This window comes from Cupriavidus sp. DL-D2 (assembly GCF_039710735.1).
In the GTDB taxonomy this organism is placed as follows: domain Bacteria; phylum Pseudomonadota; class Gammaproteobacteria; order Burkholderiales; family Burkholderiaceae; genus Cupriavidus.
The window spans coordinates 214,664-235,432 of sequence record NZ_JBDKXK010000011.1 but is presented as its reverse complement, the minus strand read 5'-3'; the positions used below and the strand labels follow the sequence as shown (position 1 = coordinate 235,432).

The 20,769-nt window shown below is 59.7% G+C and carries 21 protein-coding genes and 1 pseudogene; 4 read left to right on the top strand and 18 right to left on the bottom strand.

Annotation, left to right across the window (positions count from 1 at the left end):
* Positions 1-11: 11 nt before the first annotated feature.
* The 9 genes from ABDB81_RS08940 to ABDB81_RS08900 all read right to left on the bottom strand — a co-directional run bounded on the left by ABDB81_RS08940 (position 12) and on the right by ABDB81_RS08900 (position 9,285).
* Positions 12-1,097, bottom strand: a complete 1,086-nt coding sequence (locus tag ABDB81_RS08940; RefSeq protein ID WP_029306676.1) for a porin — start codon at positions 1,095-1,097, stop codon at positions 12-14.
* A gap of 178 nt (positions 1,098-1,275) precedes the next feature.
* Positions 1,276-2,619, bottom strand: a complete 1,344-nt coding sequence (locus ABDB81_RS08935; protein WP_029306675.1) for a nucleobase:cation symporter-2 family protein — start codon at positions 2,617-2,619, stop codon at positions 1,276-1,278.
* A 1,180-nt stretch (positions 2,620-3,799) separates the two neighbouring features.
* On the bottom strand, positions 3,800-4,366 hold the full coding sequence (locus ABDB81_RS08930; protein WP_029306673.1) for an Hsp20/alpha crystallin family protein: 567 nt from the start codon (positions 4,364-4,366) through the stop codon (positions 3,800-3,802).
* Positions 4,367-4,693: 327 nt separating this feature from the next.
* Entirely contained in the window at positions 4,694-4,966 is a 273-nt protein-coding gene (locus tag ABDB81_RS08925; protein ID WP_029306672.1) for a hypothetical protein, read from the bottom strand.
* Between the two features lie 91 nt (positions 4,967-5,057).
* Positions 5,058-6,998 (bottom strand): molecular chaperone DnaK, encoded by a 1,941-nt coding sequence (dnaK, locus tag ABDB81_RS08920; protein ID WP_029306671.1) that lies wholly within the window; start codon positions 6,996-6,998, stop codon positions 5,058-5,060.
* A 141-nt stretch (positions 6,999-7,139) separates the two neighbouring features.
* A complete protein-coding gene (locus ABDB81_RS08915) occupies positions 7,140-7,529 on the bottom strand; it encodes a hypothetical protein (RefSeq protein WP_029306670.1) in 390 nt (129 codons plus the stop codon).
* A 119-nt stretch (positions 7,530-7,648) separates the two neighbouring features.
* Complete coding sequence (locus ABDB81_RS08910; RefSeq protein WP_029306669.1) at positions 7,649-8,218, bottom strand: Hsp20/alpha crystallin family protein; 570 nt, start codon at positions 8,216-8,218, stop codon at positions 7,649-7,651.
* A gap of 203 nt (positions 8,219-8,421) precedes the next feature.
* Positions 8,422-8,829, bottom strand: a complete 408-nt coding sequence (locus ABDB81_RS08905) for an Hsp20/alpha crystallin family protein (protein ID WP_029306668.1) — start codon at positions 8,827-8,829, stop codon at positions 8,422-8,424.
* Between the two features lie 15 nt (positions 8,830-8,844).
* Positions 8,845-9,285: an Hsp20/alpha crystallin family protein gene (locus tag ABDB81_RS08900; RefSeq protein WP_029306667.1), complete on the bottom strand. Its 441-nt coding sequence runs from the start codon at positions 9,283-9,285 to the stop codon at positions 8,845-8,847.
* Positions 9,286-9,595: 310 nt separating this feature from the next.
* On the opposite strand from ABDB81_RS08900, the gene ABDB81_RS08895 reads away from it, so the two are divergent.
* Both ABDB81_RS08895 and ABDB81_RS08890 read left to right on the top strand, forming a co-directional pair.
* The gene (locus tag ABDB81_RS08895) at positions 9,596-11,257 is read left to right on the top strand and encodes a phage integrase family protein (protein ID WP_283205153.1); all 1,662 of its coding nucleotides are present in this window, start codon (positions 9,596-9,598) and stop codon (positions 11,255-11,257) included.
* 428 nt (positions 11,258-11,685) lie between these two features.
* Entirely contained in the window at positions 11,686-11,907 is a 222-nt protein-coding gene (locus tag ABDB81_RS08890) for a DUF2188 domain-containing protein (RefSeq protein WP_137927607.1), read from the top strand.
* Between the two features lie 370 nt (positions 11,908-12,277).
* On the opposite strand, the gene ABDB81_RS08885 is transcribed toward ABDB81_RS08890, so the two are convergent.
* The 5 genes from ABDB81_RS08885 to ABDB81_RS08865 all read right to left on the bottom strand — a co-directional run bounded on the left by ABDB81_RS08885 (position 12,278) and on the right by ABDB81_RS08865 (position 16,985).
* On the bottom strand, positions 12,278-12,535 hold the full coding sequence (locus ABDB81_RS08885; protein ID WP_137927608.1) for a hypothetical protein: 258 nt from the start codon (positions 12,533-12,535) through the stop codon (positions 12,278-12,280).
* Positions 12,536-12,723: 188 nt separating this feature from the next.
* A complete protein-coding gene (locus ABDB81_RS08880) occupies positions 12,724-13,374 on the bottom strand; it encodes a hypothetical protein (protein ID WP_171020495.1) in 651 nt (216 codons plus the stop codon).
* Positions 13,343-14,320, bottom strand: a complete 978-nt coding sequence (locus tag ABDB81_RS08875) for an ATP-binding protein (RefSeq protein ID WP_160475179.1) — start codon at positions 14,318-14,320, stop codon at positions 13,343-13,345. The genes ABDB81_RS08880 and ABDB81_RS08875 overlap by 32 nt, the downstream gene beginning before the upstream one ends.
* Before the next feature lie 29 nt (positions 14,321-14,349).
* Positions 14,350-16,353: a DDE-type integrase/transposase/recombinase gene (locus ABDB81_RS08870; protein WP_137927610.1), complete on the bottom strand. Its 2,004-nt coding sequence runs from the start codon at positions 16,351-16,353 to the stop codon at positions 14,350-14,352.
* A complete protein-coding gene (locus ABDB81_RS08865) occupies positions 16,350-16,985 on the bottom strand; it encodes a hypothetical protein (protein WP_137927611.1) in 636 nt (211 codons plus the stop codon). Before ABDB81_RS08865 ends, ABDB81_RS08870 begins: the two co-directional genes overlap by 4 nt.
* Positions 16,986-17,163: 178 nt before the next feature.
* Between ABDB81_RS08865 and ABDB81_RS08860 the strand changes: the two are divergent.
* Positions 17,164-17,397 (top strand): annotated as a pseudogene (locus ABDB81_RS08860) (IS30 family transposase); the annotation flags it as partial.
* Here ABDB81_RS08860 and ABDB81_RS08855 read toward each other — a convergent pair.
* The 4 genes from ABDB81_RS08855 to ABDB81_RS08840 all read right to left on the bottom strand — a co-directional run bounded on the left by ABDB81_RS08855 (position 17,368) and on the right by ABDB81_RS08840 (position 19,885).
* Positions 17,368-17,862 (bottom strand): DUF2971 domain-containing protein, encoded by a 495-nt coding sequence (locus ABDB81_RS08855; RefSeq protein WP_160475178.1) that lies wholly within the window; start codon positions 17,860-17,862, stop codon positions 17,368-17,370. The pseudogene ABDB81_RS08860 and the gene ABDB81_RS08855 sit on opposite strands and share 30 nt — an antisense overlap.
* 7 nt (positions 17,863-17,869) lie before the next feature.
* Positions 17,870-18,778 carry an FRG domain-containing protein gene (locus ABDB81_RS08850; RefSeq protein ID WP_160475177.1) on the bottom strand — a complete coding sequence of 303 codons (909 nt, stop codon included), beginning with the start codon at positions 18,776-18,778 and terminating at the stop codon, positions 17,870-17,872.
* Positions 18,779-18,923: 145 nt separating this feature from the next.
* Positions 18,924-19,256, bottom strand: a complete 333-nt coding sequence (locus ABDB81_RS08845; RefSeq protein ID WP_137927738.1) for a hypothetical protein — start codon at positions 19,254-19,256, stop codon at positions 18,924-18,926.
* The gene (locus ABDB81_RS08840) at positions 19,253-19,885 is read right to left on the bottom strand and encodes a hypothetical protein (protein WP_137927737.1); all 633 of its coding nucleotides are present in this window, start codon (positions 19,883-19,885) and stop codon (positions 19,253-19,255) included. Before ABDB81_RS08840 ends, ABDB81_RS08845 begins: the two co-directional genes overlap by 4 nt.
* Positions 19,886-20,202: 317 nt before the next feature.
* Between ABDB81_RS08840 and ABDB81_RS08835 the strand changes: the two genes are divergently transcribed.
* Positions 20,203-20,760, top strand: a complete 558-nt coding sequence (locus tag ABDB81_RS08835) for a hypothetical protein (protein ID WP_137927736.1) — start codon at positions 20,203-20,205, stop codon at positions 20,758-20,760.
* The last annotated feature ends 9 nt before the right edge of the window (positions 20,761-20,769 follow it).

The window sequence follows — 20,769 nt, the reverse complement described above, 5'->3', positions numbered from 1 at the left end:
GTCGTGTGCTGTCAGAACTTGTGACGGATGCCAACTCCGGCTGTGTCACCATGAGCCTGCCCGGTCAACTTGTCGTAGTAGTAGGCAGCGTATAGATCCGTCCGTTTCGACAGGTTGTAGTCGTACGCGATCGATCCCGTGTTTCGCCGGAAGGAAGCAATGTCGTTTTCCGACTTACCGTAGGCGTAAGTGAGGAGCAGGCTACCAGCGCCTATCGGAATCGCGACGCCGGCTAAGGCATCAATGTGCTTCAGATTCCCGGAAGGGCCGTTCACGTCCGACTTGATGTACTGCCCTTGAGCGTAAACTTTGACAACGCTGAAGTCGTAGCTGATGCCCGCCTGCGCCGCGTTCTGTTTGCGGAAGCCAACAAGCGAACCTGGAGAGGTGACATCACCTGGCGTTGTGTTGAATTTGACCTGCTGAAACGCAACGGTGGCAGCGAGGGGGCCCTTGAAGTAGGTGACATTTCCGCCCCACTTATTCTGGCCGATGGAACCTGGTTGCTCACCGAACGCGTAAATTGCGTTGAAGGTCAACCCGTTGAAATTGGGAGTGGAGTAGACGACAGAATTGACCCAGCCGGTGTCACCCAAGATGCCTGGATCGAATAACGTGCCGTTGTTTGCAGAGAGGTAGGTGTGGCTAATTGCCGGCCCGAAGACATATGAGTCGATCATCGGGTTGAAAAGGATGGTAGAGACAAAGTAGGGTGTTGTGTTACGACCCAGTCGGACGGTGCCGTAGCTTGAGTTTTCCATGCCCACATAAGCGTTGCGGGCAAAGAATGGTTCTCCATCGTAGCTCCCGCCTTTCCCGGTATCCACCCGCAGAAACGCATTGAGGTCGAAAATCGCCTTTGTACCGCCACCAAGGTCTTCGGTGCCTTTGATCCCCCAGTAGGACGTCTGCATGCCCCCGCCGCCAACGATGTATGACCGAGCACTCCCTGGTGTTCGCGTTGTGCCGATGTAGCTATCGACCTGTCCATACAACGTTACGCTGGACTGCGCCATCGCGCTGCTCGCCAACATCGCTCCCGAGAAGAATGTGAGCGTGGCGACCCGAGTGTTCCTGAATCGAAATTGAGTTTTCATGGCTCTAAGGTGAGGATTGATACTTCCGGAAATCGTCCCTCGATCCTCTCAAGCGTCGCCTTTACCGTTCAAAAATGACATCAAATAGGCAAAGGACTCCCCTTGCGACCTCCGGATAAAGGTCTCAGCACGAGAGGTCCATCGCACAAAGAGTGCGATGGCGATTCGAGGGGAATTGTTAGAGGTCTGCTTCTTTGGCGGTCGCCATCAGTGAAGCTCGTGCTTCCTTTGCGTCACCGAGTCCGTTGAAGAAGATGTTCAGGAGAATTGCCGAGATAGCCGTTAGAAGGATCGGACTCTCCAGGATTGGAGCAAGCTCGTGTGGAAGCCGCGAGAAGAATTTCGGCGACACGACAGGAAGCATGCCTAGCGCGATGCTGATGGCAACGATGTACAGGTTCTTTACGTTGTGAAAATCCACACGAGCCAGCACTTTGATGCCGCTCGCAGTGACCATGCCGAACATCACGATACCGGCACCACCAAGAACGAACGGTGGAATCGACGCAACGAGGACAGCGACTTTTGGAAACAGGCCCAGGACCATCAAGATGACGCCGGCGGTAGCACATACCCAACGGCTCCTGACCCCGGTAACGCTGACCAAGCCAACGTTCTGCGCATAGGATGTGTAGGGGAACGTATTGAAGATGCCCCCAATCATCGTGCCAACGCCATCGGCGCGGAATCCCCGAACTAAGTCCTTCTCCGAGACCGGCTTCTCGACGATCTCACCAAGTGCGAGAAACATGCCCGTCGACTCAATAAACGTCACCAGCATCACGATGCACATCGCTGCAATGGGCCAGAAGCTGAACTTTGGCGCGCCAAAGTGGAACGGCAGAATGAAACCGAACCAAGGTGCCTCGTTCAGTTCTCCGAGGGATACTTGTCCAGCAGCTCCGGAAATGAGAAAGCCGATGGCCAGACCAAGCAAGATGGCAATGTTGTTGAGAAATCCGCGGGTGTACCGCACCAACAGAAGAATCGATACCAGGACGGTAGCTGCAATACCAAGGTAGAGCGGATTGCCGAAGTCGGGGTTGCCGAATCCTCCTGCTGACCAGGCGGCAGCTACAACCATGAGCGACAACCCAACAGCGAGAATCTCCGTACCGGTTACGACCGGCGGGAAAAACCTCAAGAGTTTCCCAACAAGTGGGGCAACGACTATCCCAAACAGACCAGCACCAATCGTGGCACCAAAGATGCCAAGCAGACCAGCGTTGGGATCGCTGCCGATAGCGATCATCGGTCCAATTGCCGTGAACGTCACGCCCATCATTACGGGAAGACGGATACCGAATAGACCAACACCCAGTGACTGGATGATGGTAGCCAAGCCGCATGCAAAAAGGTCCGCATTGATCAGGAAGGCGACCTGCTCCTTCGGCAGCTTCAGGGCTGCGCCAAGCACCAGTGGGATCGCCACCGCACCTGCATACATCACCATCACGTGCTGACAGCCGAGAATCAGGAGAGGCAGGCCTCCCAATTTTTTATCAACGCCACTCGGTTGCATTTCGAATCTCCAAAGTAAATGAAACAGTTCGACGACCTCCTGGAAATAGGAAGGCGTCCCAGTTCCGTGCACTGGAGAGGGGGTGGGAATCTAGGCCTGATGTTTTGGGGGCTCTATTTTTTACTGCACGTGTCACGTGGACACGTTCGATCCAGCCAACCGACCGGACACCTCTCGAGGGGTGCCTCGTTCCGACAGGTTCGGATCGGGGCTCTGGTCAGGCGTGCATGATCACTCCTCTGGTTCACCAATCATATGTTTAGGTATACCAGATTAGCAGATCTAATGTGCCGAAGATAACTACCGTGATAGGTGTTTTCCCGACGAGCGGGCGCGGTGCAAATGGAGGGCTACTTTTGCTGTATTGGTGCGCTAGGCACTGTTACAGGGCGCCTGGCGTGGCAATCGATGAGCGGTTGAAAGCGTCCAGGAGAGACTTTGCAAGTCTCGACTTTTCGTACAGATCGATGTCCGCTCTGCGACTAGATCCTGCCGACTAAGGGAGGAGCTACAAGCGACCGTGTTGGGTCGTTCTGAGACCGTCACCCACCGCGCAGATCGGTGAAGCCGAACGGATGGACGCACGGTCGTCGTTAGTGCAGAGATAAGCTTGATTATCCCTGTACTATCATTTCGGTACGAAACTCGCTTTCGTCGAAATACCCCGACACCCGCCCACGCCAGAAAGTTTCTCAAGGCGGCTGTGATCGCCAAGGATGCTGGCGATCGCGCCAGACGAGTGCAACCACGGGACATCGCCGTTCTACGCGACGAAAATCACGTTGTCCCCCTGCGTGACCCAACCCGGCCCGAGTCCGCTCGCAGCCGCGGGCGTACTGGGCTCAACCAAGGCGATGTGCGCTCCCGCGGGTCGCGGCAGGCCAAACGGTTCGCGGAGTGCTCGGTGCCAGTCCCTGGTCGACCTCCTGGATGCCGATGCCCACCTGCCCACGCGTCACCTTGCCGTGGGTCAGCAACTCGACTTCGACTTTCGTGGCTAGGTTGATGGGAATGGCGAGGGACTGCCCCTGATACCCCGGTCTCGGTGTAAATCTGTGCATTGATGCCGATGACCTGCCCATTGCAGTTGAATACCCGCTGGACGTGATGCTGCCTTCGTACGCTGGGACGTCGCCTATTCGTTGAGTCTGCGACATCTCGACGCCATCGACACTTGCCACTAGCCTATTATTTCGATCGTTTGGCCTGCAGATCGCGACGATTCCCCTTTCGGTACGGTCAATGTGAGCACACCGTTGTCGAGCTTCGCTAGGGTGTGAGCAGGGTCGGCGCTTTCCGGCATCGGAATCATGCGTATGAAGCTTCCATACGCGCGCTCAAGCCGATAGCAGCCGTCCTCCTCGCTGCGCACGTCCTGTTTTTTCTCGCCACGTAACACGAGCCCCCCATCCTCCACAGTAACGTTCAAATCTTCCCGATCCATTCCGGGCAGCTCGGCCGTTACTCGCAGCACCTGCCCTTCATCGACCACGTCGATGCGCGGCTGGAAGTGCGATGAACTGAAGTCGCCAAACCATCGCTCCAGGACCCCGCGCCCGGCGAACGGCTTGTGAAAGAACTCTTCAGCTTCACGCCACGGTTCGCGCGAGAAGAAACTGGGAATTTCAGGCCAAATGGCGTGCCATTGCTCGCTGGTCGGTGGGTCTTCCGGGCTGTCCGCATCGGACTTGCGCCCCGCGCCACGAAGGAACTTGAAGGGACTCCACTTCTTCGGGTCAGTGTTCATCGTATCCTCCTCTACGGTCTGGCAGGAGAGTCGGATAGGGGCCATTTCACTGAAGCCGCGACTCCGCAGCCATTACAATCAACGTGCCACATCCGAGCCGCCTCAGTCGGGCGGTGGTCCCTGGCTTTATTCCTCGCTAGTTCGGGCGCCGACACGCATGTCAGCCTCATAACTGTCCTCAGTTGCCCGAAGCATTGGCGCCGAGGCTAGCCGGACCAGTTCGTCTATTGACTATCCCATCAACTCTGACTGGCAAGACAGATTTCGTCGCCTGCATTGGACAGTCAGTATCATTGATACAGATAATCACACGAACACCCTGGGCGTCTACCTTGGATTCTGGGGATGGCCAGACGAATCGAAATCCGGAAGCTCATCGTCAAGAATTTCGAGCACCCGCTCCGTCTTTCCTCCCAGATCGAACTTAGAGTCGCGGGATCGGTCATTGTCGGTGCACAACCAACAGCAGGCCCGTTGCACGTCCTCAATGGATGGTTCTATTTCCAGAATTCGTGCCATCACTTCGCCATCAATTGGACCGACAATCTCGCGGATCTCGTTGGCGCTCGCGCATCGCGAGTCAGTCTTGGAAGTGCGCATGGTTCGCCTCCAATCAAGTGTCCGGTGCCTGGCCAAATCCCTCCGCGTCTAGGACACTCCCCAAGCCCGGACGCGTATGGCGTCGGCTGGCTTACCGTTTGGCATTCGCGTCCTTGAATTCGACATCTGTCACCTCCTCGCCTTTCTTCTCGTTGGCTGCGTCCCGGGCGCCGGTGGAGTCATTCGAATTGGTGCCTCCATCCGCATCCTGCACGTCCGCGTAGATCTTTTCCCCGAGTCTTTGCGATGCCGCGGCGAGCGCTCGCATCTTGGAGTCGATCTCGGCCTTGTCGGAGGTCTTTAGCGCCGTCTCTAGTTCACTAATCGCAGATTCAATCTTCGCCCTCTCACCCGGTTCCAGCTTCTCACCATATTCGGCCAGCGCCTTACGCGTGCTGTGCACCAAAGTATCGCCATGGTTGCGCGCATCGATCAACTCCCGCAGCCGCCGGTCCTCGGCGGCGTGTGCCTCTGCATCCTGCACCATTTTTTCGATTTCCCTTTCGGAAAGACCGGAATTCGCCTTGATTGTGACTCTATTCTCCTTGCCCGTGGCCTTGTCCTTGGCCGACACGTGTAGGATGCCATTGGCGTCGATGTCAAACGTCACCTCGATCTGCGGCGCGCCGCGCGGCGCCGGAGCAATGCCTTCGAGGTTGAATTCGCCCAGCAGCTTATTGCCGGAGGCCATCTCGCGCTCGCCTTGGAAGACCTTGATGGTCACCGATGCCTGGTTGTCTTCGGCCGTGGAGAAGACCTGAGAGAACTTGGTCGGGATAGTTGTGTTCTTGTTGATCATTTTGGTCATCACGCCGCCCAGCGTCTCGATGCCGAGCGACAGCGGAGTGACATCGAGCAGCAACACGTCCTTGCGGTCACCGGTGAGCACCGCGCCCTGGATCGCTGCGCCCACTGCCACCGCCTCATCGGGATTGACGTCCTTGCGCGGCTCGCGCCCAAAGAGCGCTTTGACCTTGTCTTGCACCTTCGGCATGCGTGTCGTCCCGCCCACCAGGATCACGTCGTCGATCTTGTCCAGCGCCACCCCGGAGTCCTTGATGGCGATGTGGCACGGCTCCATCGTGCGCTCAATCAGGTCTTCAACGAGGGCTTCGAGTCTGGCACGCGTGAGCTTCAGGCTGAGATGCTTCGGACCGCTGGCGTCGGCCGTGAGGTACGGCAGGCTGATTTCTGTCTGCTGGCTGGATGAGAGTTCGATCTTGGCCTTCTCCGCCGCCTCCTTCAGGCGTTGCAGCGCCAGGACGTCCTTCGACAGGTCAACACCCTGATCCTTCTTGAACTCGCGGATGATGTAGTCGATGATCCGCTGGTCGAAATCTTCGCCGCCGAGGAAAGTGTCGCCGTTCGTCGAGAGCACTTCGAACTGCTTCTCGCCTTGCACATTGGCGATCTCGATGATTGAAATGTCGAAGGTGCCACCGCCAAGGTCGAACACGGCGATCTTGCGGTCTGTGCTGTCCTTCTTGTCGAGCCCAAACGCGAGAGCGGCCGCGGTCGGCTCATTGATGATGCGCTTGACTTCGAGACCGGCTATGCGGCCGGCGTCCTTCGTCGCTTGCCGCTGGCTATCGTTGAAATAGGCGGGAACCGTGATGACGGCCTCGGTGACAGCTTCGCCGAGATAGTCTTCGGCGGTCTTCTTCATCTTGCGCAGCACTTCCGCTGAGACCTGGGGCGGGGCGAGCTTCTTATCTTGCACTTCGACCCACGCATCGCCGTTGCCAGCCTTGAAGATCGTGAAGGGAACCAGGCCGATGTCCTTCTGTACTTCCTTGTCCTCGTAGCGGCGGCCAATCAGCCGTTTGACGGCAAACAGCGTGTTCTTTGGATTCGTCACGGCCTGCCGCTTGGCGGGCGCGCCGACGAGGATTTCGCCGTCGTTCATATAGGCGACGATCGACGGCGTCGTGCGTGCGCCTTCGGAATTCTCGATGACTTTGACCTGGGTGCCTTCCATCAAGGACACGCACGAGTTTGTGGTGCCGAGATCGATTCCGATGATCTTACTCATGATGCTCAAGCGACTAGCGCCTCCCAACCCGGAAATTCCCTGTAAGTTTGACTGTTCACCACGGCCCGCACGCCTCGCGCTCCCCTTCAGTACTCCACCTTTGGTTATGCCACAGCGGATTTGGCCGTATCCATTGGCATCTCACTGAATGGGCAACACGATGCCAAGCTTTTCTGCCAGGCATCGTTCATACACGCCAAAATGTGTATCCACTTCAGCCTGGCTGATGACTTCCACCTCCATATTGAGGTGGTCGGCCGGAATGCCTAACATCGTGGCCAGCGCCAACTCAAGATGGGTAGCCGCTTCCCTGTCTTTCGGGAAGGTCGTGCCAACGGTGATCGTGTAAGCGTTTTCCCCTGGTCCAGTCGCGGACACTTCAACTAGGCGAGCGGCTGCACTCAAGTTGTTTTCGATGGCGATCCTCGCCAGTTCCGCCACTGTCCGTGTTTTCTCCGTAGGAAATCCGCGTGCACACCTGAGCCTCAGCCGATGTCTACCCAGCGTAAGCCAATCAGAATCAAATTCCATCGTTACCTCCTAAGCTCCATTCACCGATTTGCCGGAACGCCTAGCCGTTGACAAACCGACTATACGTCGCAGTCTGTTACGCAAGACATTCCCTTCAGGCTCCTCAATTTTCGAGTCGCTTACTTGATCTCAATTTTCCTGACGGCAGCAGGTGGCTGCGCGCCTGACTTGGATAGGCGCAGTGTTAGCAGCCCTCGTTCGAATCGGGCATCGACGTGGTCCAGATCGAGGCCATCCGGCAGCGGAATGCTGCGCATGAACGCGCCATACGCCCGCTCCAGGCGGTAGCAGCCATCTTCCTCGCTCCGAATGTCCTGCTTTTTCTCGCCGCGCAGCACCAGCGCGCCATCTTCGATGCTCGTCTGCACCTCCTCGCGCTCCATGCCGGGCAGCTCGGCGGTGATCCTCAGCGCGGTACCATCATCGACCACGTCGATCCGCGGCTGGAAGCGAGAGGAACTGAAGTCGCCGAACCAACGATCCAAACCGCCGAAGCTCGCGAGCGGCTCGTGCAGGAACTCACCCATCGCTCGCCAGGGATCGCCGGAAAAGAACCGCGACACATCCGGCCAGTCTGGCTGCCAGTGCCGGGGCGCCGGAGCGTTGGAGGTCTCTGCCCCCAGTGGCTTGTCGGTCGACGTCCTGCGCAAGAATTTGAAGGGGTTCCATTTCCCCAGTTCCGTTTTCATGTTGTCCTCCATTCGACGCCTCTGTGTTTCGGTGCCCCCGCCAAGAGAAGCCGGGGCGGACGCTTTCTCGGATCCGGCGCGGCGGGTTGTGGCACCGGAGCTGACAATGCTGTCCGCCGGCTCCACGCCGCTCGGCGGTGGCATCCGCGCGGACGCCACCGTCGCCAGCTCCGCAACGTAGCTAGGCCCTCAGCTGAGGCACATCACGCCACGGTGACTTCAATGCGGCGCGGGCGGGCCTCGTCGCGACGCGGAATCGTCAGCTTCAATACCCCGTCCTGCAGGTTCGCCTCGATCTTCGCCGCATCAAGGTCGGGACTCAGCGAGAACGCCCGCGCGAAGTGCGGCTGGCGAATCTCCGCGTGTTGTACACGCAGCCCAGGCGGCATCGGCACGACCGCCTCTGCCTCGATTTTGAGGTTGCCGTCGTGGACATTCACCTCGAGCTTGTCCTTGGTCACGCCTGGCAGATCGGCCCAGAGGGTGACGCCGCTGCGGTCCTCGATGATGTCGACTGCGGGGAGCAGTGTCATGGTCGGCGTCGACCGGTCTTCCTCGTGTTGTGCCAGCGCGTTCGGGTCGCGCTTGGCGACTTCGGTACTATCGTTCATGGCAGTCTCCTGGCATTACTGGATCGCGATTGCCCGCGGCTTTGACGACTCGCGCTTGCCCACACTAATGGACAAGCAGCCATTGGCGTAGCGCGCCTGCACCTTGTCGGGATCGGCACCCTGTGGCAACTCGACCACGCGCCGGAACGTGCCGGCAAACCGCTCTTGCGCGTATAGCCTTGCCTCCGGATCGTCCTCGGGATACGCCGCCTCGCGCTCGCCGCTGATGGTCAGCAAGCCCTTGTCGATCGACACCTCGAGCTTGTCTTGCTTGATGCCCGGTGCGAATGCGACGATTTCGATGGAGTCGTCCGTGGAGCCGATATTGACGGGTGGAAAGGCCCCGAAGCGTCCGGTACGAAGGCTGGACGGGAAGCCGCCGAACAAACTCGCCATCTGCCTTTGCATGCGGTCAAGTTCGCTGAAGAGGTCAGTTCCCAAGAAAAGGTCACTCATGGTCATTTCCTCCTTCGATGCAGCAAGGAGGCGAAGGGGCCTACGCGCTCCCATCCACCCGCCAAGCTGCTGGCAAACAAACAGAAACACGCAGCGCGCAACGACGCGACTGCCTGAGCGAAACTAAAATAGCAACTGGGCAGGACGATTTCAAGGGGGCTGCGGTGCGGCCGCAAAAGCGAGCCATACCGATAACCCCTGTTATCGATACAGCGCCGTTTCTTGGCCAAACTGCTATCCGTGAGATTGAGCCGGGCCCGGTCGGCGAGCCAACTTCTCATCACTTGCGGTGCGTCCCATGCGGAACTTCTTGATCACGGTCGACTTTCCCGACGCCGCCCCGCTGGCCGCCCTGCGCGCCTGGTACGCCGGAGCGTCGTCGCGGCAGGCTGTCGAGCGCTATTGCCCCGACGCGCTGGGGGCGGGCAGGTCGGCGCGTGGCGTGTTGGGAGCGATTCGCCGTCAGCTTGCCGAGTTCGCGCGGCAGCGCCGGCGCGAGGATTTGGCCACGCTGTTCCGTTGCGGCGAAACGGAGCGAGAGAAGCACAGCAAGGCAGTGACACGTGCGCTGGAGTCGTTGCGGTCGCTGCCCATCCCCGAGCCGCAGATCAGCGATCCGATCACCTGGTGGCTGCCTACTCGCGTGGCCGTCGCGCTGCACGCCTATGGGATCGGCACGCTGGCCGACCTGACCGTGCGCGTGCCGCGCCGACGGCGCTGGTGGGCCGCCATTGCCGGACTAGGCGCTGGCAGCGCGCGCCGGGTCGAAGCCTTCTTTGCCGCGCACCCCGGGCTCACCGAACGAGCGCGCGCCCTGATCGCGGCGGCGCCACCAGCCCAAATCGTGCCGTGGGAGCAGATCCGCTTGCCACATGAACTCGACGGAGCACGCGGAGGCTTCCGGGCACCGCGCCAGATGTGCACGCTCGATGCCGGCAACGACTACGAGGCCATCAGCGCCTGGCTGACCTTGCACGAATCGGCCGAAACAACGCGCGCATACCGCCGGGAAGCCGAGCGCCTCCTCTTGTGGGCGATCGTCGAGCGCGGCAAGGCGCTGTCGTCGCTAGCGACCGAGGACGCCATTGCCTATCGCGCATTCCTGCGCCGGCCCACGCCACACCAGCACTGGGTCGCGCCGGCACGGCCGCGCGCATCGTCGGAATGGCGCCCCTTCACCGGCGGCTTGTCCCCGCGCTCGATCGCCTATGCGCTGTCGGTACTGGGCGCGATGTTCCGCTGGCTGATCGCGCAGCGCTACGTGCTGGCGAACCCGTTCGCCGGGGTGAAGGTGCGTGGCGCCCCGCGTGCGGCTGGGCTGGATGCCTCCCGGGCATTCACCGCGGGCGAGTGGGAGCTGATCCGTGCGATTGCCGACGGACTCGAGTGGTCGTACGGCTGGTCCGTGCCGGCGGCGCAGCGGCTGCGTTTCCTGCTCGATTTCGGCTACGCGACGGGCTTGCGCGCCGGCGAGCTGGTGGGCGTGACGCTCGGTGGCATCGAGATTGGCGCACGTGGTGAACGTTGGCTGCACCTGGTCGGCAAAGGCGCCAAGCCCGGCAAGGTCGCGCTGCCGCCGCTGGCCCGTCACGCGCTCGATCAGTACCTGGCGCAGCGCGGCCTACCGGTGACGCCCGCACACTGGAAGCCGGACATGCCGCTGCTGGCCAATCTGCAGGGCACGGTAGCGATCACGACGCCGCGCCTACGCGACGTGCTGCGCCGCTTCTTCCGGTTGTCAGCCGACGCCATCGAGACCGATCATCCGGCGCTGGCCGACAAGCTAGGCCGAGCGACGCCCCATTGGATGCGGCATACCCATGCGACCCAAGCCCTGGCGCAGGGTGCAACGCTGACAACGGTTCGCGACAACCTGCGGCACGCGTCCATCACGACCACCTCGACCTACCTACACGACGACGAGATGCAGCGGAGCCAGCAGTTGGAGCAGGCCTTCGGGCGCCGGCGCTAGGATGCCGCCGAGCCACGACACCACTAACACTGTATGCCGGCCGCGATTCCCTTTGCGCAGCCAGACGCGCCAGGCCTCGACGCATCGCCGGGGACTGGCGCGGCTTGGCTATTGCGCGTGCACCGGCTAGGCGCTCTCGTCGCCGGGACGCAGGTGCCAGCGCTATGACAAGTGGCCTGGCTACCGCACTTCACAGCATCCTCATCAGGGCATCAGAAAGGCGTAGGTTGAGACGCTTATCGGCATTCCCGAAATGATCGGCACTGTCAGCCCCATTTTTGGAGCGAATAGAGCATCTAGAGCTGGCCAATGAATTGAAGGCGAGACTTGGCACTTCGCGATCCACGAAAGTAGGAAATCGTCCTACACAAGTTCGGGCTGGAACAACCTAAAAGAAAGACGTGACCAACGAAACAAGGAGTGTTCGGATGCCTGTTACGACAGTTCGGGTGATGCTTACGGAAAAAGCACATTGGGCAGTGGAGAGGGATGACGGACGTGAGCGCTTCACCTACCCATCAAAAGGCGCCGCCATAGCTGCAGGCGTTCATATTGCAATGGCCGAGGACGCTCTCCTGACGATAGACGGCGTCAACGAGGAGCCAAGTGCCCTCGATTTCAGAGACTGCGACGCTCAGTTGGGCATCTGACCGCGCTCGCGTTCGTGCAGCGCGCCAAGCCGGCGGTCAACTGACCGGCCAACGACTGCGGTACGGCAGTGCAGTAGCGCACGCAATTCACATGCCGCCCTCCCTGCCGATGCCGCAGCCACAAGTCACCGACGACATTGAAGTGTGACTAACGCCGCAGGCACTTGCGTGCGCGGCACATTCCGACACTGCCGCATTTGACCGTGTGCGGGCACCGAGCATGTGCCAGAGGCTTGGCGCCCATTGACTCGTCAGCGTGCGAGGTCGACAGGCGCAGCGCACTGCAAGTTGACGCCAGCCCGCCCCCGCGCAGAGCGCGAAGGATCTGATGCTGCAGGTGAGCGCAGTAGCGATACTCGTGCGCCCCCGTTCATTTCTGCACCGGCCGTCGGCAGTTGGTCGCGGCTCTCACCAGCCGTTCCCGTGTGTAGGGGCCGGCAATCTGCCCATCCACCAGAAGGCAATAACTCCAAGGCTGACAGGCCTCGTGCCTGGCATTCTTGTCGAGCAGGGTCGCGGTGCGGTGCACCACTTCTTGCCAATCGCGGCTGACGAAGATGTCGTGCTCGCTCTTGTTGGTGGGGCCATCGGGCCGGTAAATGACCAGAGTGTAGGTAAGGGTATTCATATTCCCGCCTCCACAGATCTTGGACGTCCCGCACCACGATGAGGTTCGCACCTGACGGCGCCTAAAGCTATCTCGGCCTTAGGCGCGACAACCTGTCCCATGCTCCCCATCTCGACCAAATCCATCTACCTGCACACCGATGACGCCAAACGGGCACGGTCAGGCCTTCCCCGCTTGATACTGCATCGCTATCCGAAATGCAGATCAAAGTATCGTCGCGTGATCGACTTGCGGGCCTCGGCCTTCATCGGGCGGACATGATCAGGCGACCATCCCTTCCCTCCATAGGTCGCCCGGCAATGAGCGCAGCGATAGGGGGACTCCAGAAGCCGGATATTGAGCAGATACGGTGCCTCGTGGCCGCAGCGCCGACACGAGTTCTCCAGCGGCTTGCGATGCGCTGGACAAGCAGCAATGCTCTCAATCTGGTGCAGGACGCTGTGATACCCGTCCAGCATGCAGCTATGACAGTGCCGGAAGACGCTGCAATAGCGCCGCCGCTGACTCGGCTGGACGAGTGCAAGACGCAACGTCTGGATCGGTATCGCCAGGGTATCGTGCAGCCGCCGCAGATCAATCAGCCCGAGTTGCGGCACGACGCCCTCATACGGATCGATGTCCGCACCCAACAGCCGGGCCACGACGTGTCCGGGCAGCGCGTTTGCCTTCTCGAACTTCCACAGGATTGAGACAAGCGACTCGTAGGGCTCGATCCACTTCTTGTTGAAGAGGTACCCCAGCGCCGGAGTCAATCGGCCCTCGTCCAGCGTGAGGATCGGGAAGCTCGGCGGCGTGAGGCGCGAGCCCCTAGGCAGCGACGAGCACATGACCGGTGGCATGACGCGATTGCACGTAACCGCAATGCTGCACCGCGTAGCTCCACAAAGCCGACTCGGGGCAGTATCCCAGCGTGTCGCGGATCTCGCTCTCCTTGAGGAGAATCTCGACTGCCCGTGCAAACGACTCCATCGGGATCGCCAGTCGGCCAGGCAAACATGCCTTGTTGTGTGCCGCCTCAAAGGCTTGCCACAGGGTGTCCGCATCGCTCACCAGTCGATACCCACTATCGAAGGCCTGCGGGACATAGAAGCGCGTGAAGCTCCAAGCGCTACCTTCAGGGTACGCAGTCTGGTCGTAACCTTGCAAACACGTAGCCACATCCTCGGCATTGCGGATGCCATAGAATGACAGTTCCTCGACCATCAGCCGCGCAACAATCTGCGTCTTCCCCGCTATCTGCAGCGCGGTTTTTTGCGCGAGCAGTTCCTGCTGGCCCACCAAGAAAGTGAACAGCTTGATCTGCTGCCGATCGAGCGCGTCGTGTACGTCGCGCAGCCATTCGTACTCGTTCTCGTTATAGCGCTGCGCTTCGTCACAAAATAGCAGGACGGTGCCACTCCCGGCACGTGCGGCCGCTTCCCGAATTCTCAAGGACAGGCGCATCCGTTTTGACGGATTGCCACCGGCATTCGGCTCCGGATCCCCCACGGCCGCAAGCAGGTTCGCAAAGAACGGCCCCTCGGCATGGCGTGGCTTGTGCTCGCACTGCGCGTGGTAGGTGGTCATCTTCGGATGGTTGCGCGCCAGCAACAGGCGTACATACTCGATCGCGCGGGTCTTACCGATACGCGATGGCCCATGGATCAGCGCGCCCATGATCCGGTAGCGCAGGCACCGCTCGACGAGTTCATAGAAGCTCTCGATCGCCGGCGTGGCAATCCTGTAGTTGCCGGTGGCGAGCGGGTGCAGCGACGGGTCAATCGGACGCGGAACCTGAAGCGACATGATGCACCTCCTGACAAGATCGACTGGGATTAGAAAACCTGGCCGGTACCGATCGAGAGCTTTCGCGGCCGTGCCGTCAGGCGCGGCGAAGGCTCAGCAATCGCCGCCCCTGACGCGACGTCCACCGAGGGCGTGGCAGGTTGCGCCACCGCTGGCTTGTCGGTCGGTCGAGGTGGACCAGGGGGTGTGCGGGTGGTCGGCGCCGCCGCGAGCAGGCGCATCACATGGGCAAGCTCCGTGGCCGCCTTGCGGGTCTTCTTCGCCTGTGCGGCCTTTTCCTTCACGTAGGTCTCAATCGGATTGGCTGCGCCGGCCGAGTGGTGGCGTCGCTTGCCCGCTTGCCGGCGGATTTCCTGCCGCAACTTGAGGTTGTGCGGTACCACCCGCCATGCTCCTTGTGCGTCAAGCACACCCAATTCCGTGCCGTCGGCAAGGAACGCGCGCACGCTACGCAGATCATCCGCGTTCATGTAGATCAGCAACTGGTGGCCGATCAGATGCGTGCTGGTCGCGAGCACACCGTTGGTATAACGCACGCCATGCAGGTTGATGTGCGGACGTACCCCCTGGTCGAGATAGGCCCGCACGCGGCACCGCCGAGCCGACTGCATCAAGCAGAGGGTTCTGCGGCGCTGATCTGCAAGCCATGTCACCAGCGTCCCCCGACCACGAACGAAGTACTCGATCGCTTCGAGCGGCGTGGCATTGTTCAGACCACTATGTGGCATACCGTTGTAGCCGGCAATGGCGTACTCGACGAGTTCCTCGAGCTCGCCAAGCGACACGTACAGGCACAGGTCTCCCTTGGGATCGGCCAGGGCCCGGCGCAGATCGCGTGGGTGGGAACCCGTATAGCCAGGTAGGCGCGAGGAGAGGCGACTGGCGATCGTGCCAAAGAAGCGCTCGATGTACGGACGCTCATCGGGGCTGTACCTGGGTCCGGCATCAACCAGGCAGCCGATAAACTCGCACAGGACTGACAGCGTCTCGTTGGCGAGGTTCGCCTTCGCGTTATCGAGCTTCATGGATTCCCAGGTGGCATAGGCGAGTTCCGGCAGCCTTTGCGACGGGAACCCATCCTGCGGACCATAAGTCAGGCCTGGAATGGTGAAGCTTCGTGGACGATGGGGCTCCAGCGCGTTCTCGAGGGTCTTGATCACATCGTAGCGGCTGTACTCCCTGGCGAGCGCAATGTGGTAGCCGAGGACTGCTCGCGTACACACGTCGATCATGACGAGTAGCCATACCCGCTCCATCTCAAATTCGTGCTCAAATCCAAGCGGATCGCGAACGACCACCTTGAGGCGGATGTCGAGCCGGTGACCATCAAATTCGACGACCTGATACGGGCGCGTCGCGATAGACGCTGCGGTGGTGCCGGTGCGTGGCAGTCCCTTGAGGTGCGACGCACCGGCCGCACGAGCCGCCGTCCCGAAACTGTGCAACAGCTCGGCCTTCAATCGCCGCGACAACGAACGAATCGCATGACCCGCTGTGTTGAACGGATAGTTGGCGGCCGTCAAGCCCACGGCCCGACACTGACGCAGAAAATCGTCATGCAGCGCCTGCAAGCCGCGCAGCCGGGTGCGCAAACGCCCATCCGTATGGATCTGTTCAAGCACGACCTTGCGCTGTTTGACCTGGAGCAGCAGCCAGCCGGCCAGTGCCGGGTAGCGTTCAAACAGCTGAGACAAGGCACCAGCCGCCCCGCAACTGCCGCGCTCGCCGCGTATCTGCACGTCACACACCCGCGCGTATTGAGTAATGCGCGTGTAGTGCATCAGTGCACGAAAACCAAATGGCCTGCCGTCCGGATGCGCCTGCATGGCCCGCTCAAGCCAGCGGTACAGTTGTCGCCGATTGACGCCCGTCGTTTGCTCGATGGCCTTGATTGGCGCCCCGGCCACGTACTGCTCCAACGCTTGCCGGCGCCTTTCGAATACGCGTCGAGCAGCTTCGTCGAACTCCGTGTAGGCTACCGTGGGCCAGGCACTTGCATCGACGGACTGCAGCGCCGGTTTGCGACGGTTCATGACTTCGCCTCCTGGGCCACGAACATCGTGAGCAATGACAGCGGTTGGGTCCGCAGTTCCTGTGCGGTGACTCGACCAACATGCAGCAAGCCGAACAGCGCCGCGCGAACCAGGACCGGATCACCCGTCGAGAATTCGCGCTCGATGGCCAACAGGCGTTGAGGTTCCTTAAGGAAGCGCACGATTGCCCCAGGCAGCGTTGGCGCGACAAGACCGCGGTTTGCGACCAGGTACGGCAGCATGCGTTGCCAGTTATCGATCCAAATACGCGCGGCAGCCAGCTCAGCCAGGGCGACGTACCGAATCGAAAGGGCTTTGTCGTCAAGATCGCTATCCGCAGCCGGTACCTCGTCCTCGGATCTTGCATCATCAAGAAGGACCAATTCCTCGCGATCGCCATAGCGAACCCAGAAATCGGCGAGACGGCGGCAACCATCGATCTGCGCATAGCCCGGCCGTTCGCAAAACGTAACGACTGCCGGATCTGCTTCCAGCAGCAGCCACTGTTCGACGGCGGGGCGCTGATAGAACATGACGCGCCGCGCAAGCTTCGGGCTGAATGCTTCGAACCGATGCGCACCTCGCGGCCGAGCAAAGGTGATCGGCCCCGCAATCGACCGGGAATCTTCCATAAGATCAAGGGCTTACGGATGGGATTCGAAGTGTAGGAGGTGAATTGACAGATTTAATACGGACTTATGCGAATTGACACTTTTAATGCGTTTCGAGTGGAAGCAAATGTGTCAACACAACGGCGCTAAGCCGCGTCAGCTAACGGCAAGGGTAGTGACAGATTTAATACGCTCTACGTTTGCCGACCCGCACAGTCCGTGGCAGAGGCCGAGCAACGAGAACATGAACGGACTGATCCGTGAGTATCTACCGAAAGGCGAAGACCTATCGATCTTCTCACAAGGGTACTTGAACAGGATCGCGAAAGCGTTGAACTATCGCCCTCGGGCGGTCCTTGACTTCGCCACTCCGGCAGAAGCCATGGCAGAAGAGATCAACAAATTACGAACCGGTGTTGCATCTCAGACTTGAAACCGCCACCTTGTTCGCCAACTGAAACGGTCCGACATCAGACGCAAATTCAACGCATACACCCGTATGCTTGTCGCCATAATGCGACCACATCAAAGGATGGTCGCGCCTGTCTGTCATGCAAAAGACACCGACGTTCTGAACATGTCGACGGCCTATCGTGTTGTACGTCTCGATTTTTTCAGTGTTCGATTGCGCCATGAATCGAAAGGCGCGACCGCGACGCTCCTGCCGGCTGTGGCCCTGCTTTCGGCCTGCATTATTGTGGAGCTTGAGAACACTCTTCCGGTCCAGCACCGCGCGTGGATTGAAGCTGGGGGCGCAGTCGAATGGATCATTGAAGTCCGAGGGCTTGGCGAGGTAGATCTCCCCGTGGCTGAGTAGACGTTCGAACCTGGCCCACTGCACGGCTGCACTTAATGCATATAACTTGTAGAGAGACGCTGGCGGAGTCACGAGTTCCATGAAAGTCCTAGTCAGCATTGAGGAGCATCTCACGGACTGCCACCGTCTCCATGAGTCGATCAACCGATCCATACAGCGTGTGAGCATTCATGTTGTGCTGATCCAGATAGCCGAGTGCCCGCCGCCATTCAGATCTTGGTAGCGTGAACTTTACGAGTACGTCTTGTATGGCGTCCCGGCTCGCAAATGCCTCCATATGGCTGCAGATTCCATGCCGCCCTTCCCCGCTCCTCTTCCGAAGACACAGTGTGTATTCGGCCTGTTGTATATAGTGCCGAGGCGCAGTCCTGGTATATGGACCGAACGAGTAAATGGTCGGGCTCGCAGGCGATGTTGCCTTTCCCCTTCCCGTGGCTTCCAGGTATGCAAAAACCGCTACGCGCTCTTGGCGCTGTTCGTATGCTCTCGAATATGCGAAGAATGCGGCAACGTACGGCGACCTTGTCCAGTCCAGTAGCGGCGAAGGGAAACCGTGATGTCGCAGATAGACCAGGTACGCGTACTCGTCGGGCTGCGTATTGAACCCTGTCAACACTACGGCCGCCTGGCCAAACTCCTCGGCAAACTCATGTGGAGGTCGGATGTTCCACTGCTGTCCAGTTGCTGACTCAATGCCGTATCGTGGCCTGTAGGCGTATGCATAGTACTCTTCCAGAGTGTCGATACTGGGGTTGAACCGCTCAAGAGTGCTGATGATTGGCCACTCGCTATCGGCGTGGCCGCGGAAGAGCCATTTCGTCGAGCCCAGAGCTGCCGTGTCGGCCTCGCGGTCAATTGACTCGAGTTTGGCGAGCGCCTGATGAAACTGCGACCAATCATCCAGCTCGACCTCGAAACTATCAGCTGCACGATGTGTGATGGTCGACAGCGATAGGTCATCGAGTGCAACTCGCTTGAAAGAAGGAGTGATCGCCATATTCCCACCATGCCAAATGAATGCGCATATTGCCATACCGGAGAAGACAATACTGCCCCGCGGAGGTCTGCGCAGCTTTGGAACCGAAAGCGATCAGCGAGAGTCCCGGTTCAGAGCAAACTCGGTCAAAAAAAAACCGCCTGAATTAGGCGGCTTCCTTTCGAATGGTCTTGCGTCGCAGCTCGACCATATACTGCGCAATCTTTTTGTTTCGTTTCATTCGTACCTGCTGTGCGCCTACCTTGGACTGCCAGCGTCGGCCGTTGCGCAAAGCAAGCGCAAGAGCAATCCGAGATGGGCGAATGCGTGGCCTTGCCTCACGAATGAGTGCCTCAAGATGTCCGGTACCGGACTCCAATACTTCCAGCGTGACCTGGTCGTCGACTTCCGCCCGTTGGGGCGCTCGGCGCTCCAATACCGCAATCATTCGGGCCACGACGTCGGCTGGCGGCGTCAGCGCGTTGCTTTTCGTCGTCATAGCTCCACTCCATTTCGCTTCATATACTCGCCAAGTATAACCCAGCAGCTACTTCCGGGCGCGGTGTCGAATGTGAGGAAGCCGCCATGTCCCTTCGCGCGCCAATATGCAGCGCCTCCCCGCCGCTGCATCAGATCATTGAGCGACCTACACCCCACAAAATCCGGAGGAAGTGCTTGGATGTCGTGGGGAGTGAGATCCGCGTTGAATCCGAGCACTGGCCAAGTGTAGTAGCCATTTAGTGTATCGCCGGGCGCGCCTGCCGCGATGCACGACACCGCCGGAATCCCCAAGTGCAGTGCCATGCGCATTTCGGTGGCAATGCTGCGCACCCCTAGCCCCTTCCTCCGGTGCGGTCCAAGGATCTTGAAGTTTTGATTAATGATCAAGCGACGGGCGCCTTCGTCGGCGTCCCACGAAAGCACGCGAATCATTGGGTCTTCTAGCCACGGGTGACGGATCTCGAAGACGTAGGTCTCATCGTCGAATGACACTGAAATTTCGCTGCCGTCGATAGCCCCAATGAGCTTTGGTACATCAGCAATCGGCACGGGCAGGTTCTCGGCGCCAGGCTCGAGCGTGACGGCGGACTGCCCGGTGAAGTGCTGGCTGGTGATGCGGTCTGGCATCCGATGACTTCTTTAGATTGTTTTCAGGATTCTAACATGCTGGCCGGGTCACTTACGTGCGCAAAACATACTTTTTCTGCTTCTTGATAATCTTTCTTATCAAGAATGGCGAAAATAAGGTACGGGTCACCTACTTGAACGCACACTCTAGAGCTTACAATCGGAAGCTCGGCCTGCAACCCTCTTAGCTGGAGCGGTTTTCCAGGCATCTGGCAGGTGCCCCAGCCGGAAGATCAAACCATTTACCAGTCCCGCTGGACGAATCGTTTTCGTAGGTGTATAACGAAACGGCCGTTAATCACCTACGAGGAGCAGTTATGGCAAAGTCGAACAAAGAACGGGTAGACGATCAGCGCGCTGCACGCCAGCGGGCAAACTGGGTCGAGGTCCGCCTGTGGGTACCGTCCCAAGAGGATGCCGATGCTGTGAAGAAACTTGGCGCCGAGCGGCGCGCATTGGCACAGGAATTGATCGGCCTAGAGGAATTGGACGTTCCCGGCAGGGACGATCTTGTCCAGCGGGTCAGAGAAGCCATACGCCAGCAGGGTTCGAAAGCTTACGTCACCGAGTCCGGGCCAATCCTTGAATTGCTCAGCGCGCTTGCCGACGCGGGAAACGTACGCGGCATTGCGCGGGCTTACGCAATCTTCGCTCGCGCATACCCCATGAATGCGCATTTCGTTGCCCACTCCATCCCCGCGAAGATCGTCAGCAGACACTTTCCAAAATTGTTGCCGGTCGCCACCCTGGCGCGTATTTCGTCACTCGTACCCGATTGGCAAAGTCGCCTCATCGACTCCGTGGGCGACGAGGCAGCCTTTTCCGCCCAAGTCGCTCACCTTCACGACGCGCTCGGTACTGCGTCGAAAGGCTAAAAGCAGATG

What these genes read in the sequence shown, in the direction of transcription:
- ABDB81_RS08940 (WP_029306676.1), bottom strand. Translation starts at nt 1,097, where the DNA reads ATGAAAACTCAATTTCGATTCAGGAACACTCGGGTCGCCACGCTCACA.
- ABDB81_RS08935 (WP_029306675.1), bottom strand. Translation starts at nt 2,619, where the DNA reads ATGCAACCGAGTGGCGTTGATAAAAAATTGGGAGGCCTGCCTCTCCTG.
- ABDB81_RS08930 (WP_029306673.1), bottom strand. Translation starts at nt 4,366, where the DNA reads ATGAACACTGACCCGAAGAAGTGGAGTCCCTTCAAGTTCCTTCGTGGC.
- ABDB81_RS08925 (WP_029306672.1), bottom strand. Translation starts at nt 4,966, where the DNA reads ATGCGCACTTCCAAGACTGACTCGCGATGCGCGAGCGCCAACGAGATC.
- dnaK (WP_029306671.1), bottom strand. Translation starts at nt 6,998, where the DNA reads ATGAGTAAGATCATCGGAATCGATCTCGGCACCACAAACTCGTGCGTG.
- ABDB81_RS08915 (WP_029306670.1), bottom strand. Translation starts at nt 7,529, where the DNA reads ATGGAATTTGATTCTGATTGGCTTACGCTGGGTAGACATCGGCTGAGG.
- ABDB81_RS08910 (WP_029306669.1), bottom strand. Translation starts at nt 8,218, where the DNA reads ATGAAAACGGAACTGGGGAAATGGAACCCCTTCAAATTCTTGCGCAGG.
- ABDB81_RS08905 (WP_029306668.1), bottom strand. Translation starts at nt 8,829, where the DNA reads ATGAACGATAGTACCGAAGTCGCCAAGCGCGACCCGAACGCGCTGGCA.
- ABDB81_RS08900 (WP_029306667.1), bottom strand. Translation starts at nt 9,285, where the DNA reads ATGAGTGACCTTTTCTTGGGAACTGACCTCTTCAGCGAACTTGACCGC.
- ABDB81_RS08890 (WP_137927607.1), top strand. Translation starts at nt 11,686, where the DNA reads ATGCCTGTTACGACAGTTCGGGTGATGCTTACGGAAAAAGCACATTGG.
- ABDB81_RS08885 (WP_137927608.1), bottom strand. Translation starts at nt 12,535, where the DNA reads ATGAATACCCTTACCTACACTCTGGTCATTTACCGGCCCGATGGCCCC.
- ABDB81_RS08880 (WP_171020495.1), bottom strand. Translation starts at nt 13,374, where the DNA reads ATGCCACCGGTCATGTGCTCGTCGCTGCCTAGGGGCTCGCGCCTCACG.
- ABDB81_RS08875 (WP_160475179.1), bottom strand. Translation starts at nt 14,320, where the DNA reads ATGTCGCTTCAGGTTCCGCGTCCGATTGACCCGTCGCTGCACCCGCTC.
- ABDB81_RS08870 (WP_137927610.1), bottom strand. Translation starts at nt 16,353, where the DNA reads ATGAACCGTCGCAAACCGGCGCTGCAGTCCGTCGATGCAAGTGCCTGG.
- ABDB81_RS08865 (WP_137927611.1), bottom strand. Translation starts at nt 16,985, where the DNA reads ATGGAAGATTCCCGGTCGATTGCGGGGCCGATCACCTTTGCTCGGCCG.
- ABDB81_RS08855 (WP_160475178.1), bottom strand. Translation starts at nt 17,862, where the DNA reads ATGGAACTCGTGACTCCGCCAGCGTCTCTCTACAAGTTATATGCATTA.
- ABDB81_RS08850 (WP_160475177.1), bottom strand. Translation starts at nt 18,778, where the DNA reads ATGGCGATCACTCCTTCTTTCAAGCGAGTTGCACTCGATGACCTATCG.
- ABDB81_RS08845 (WP_137927738.1), bottom strand. Translation starts at nt 19,256, where the DNA reads ATGACGACGAAAAGCAACGCGCTGACGCCGCCAGCCGACGTCGTGGCC.
- ABDB81_RS08840 (WP_137927737.1), bottom strand. Translation starts at nt 19,885, where the DNA reads ATGCCAGACCGCATCACCAGCCAGCACTTCACCGGGCAGTCCGCCGTC.
- ABDB81_RS08835 (WP_137927736.1), top strand. Translation starts at nt 20,203, where the DNA reads ATGGCAAAGTCGAACAAAGAACGGGTAGACGATCAGCGCGCTGCACGC.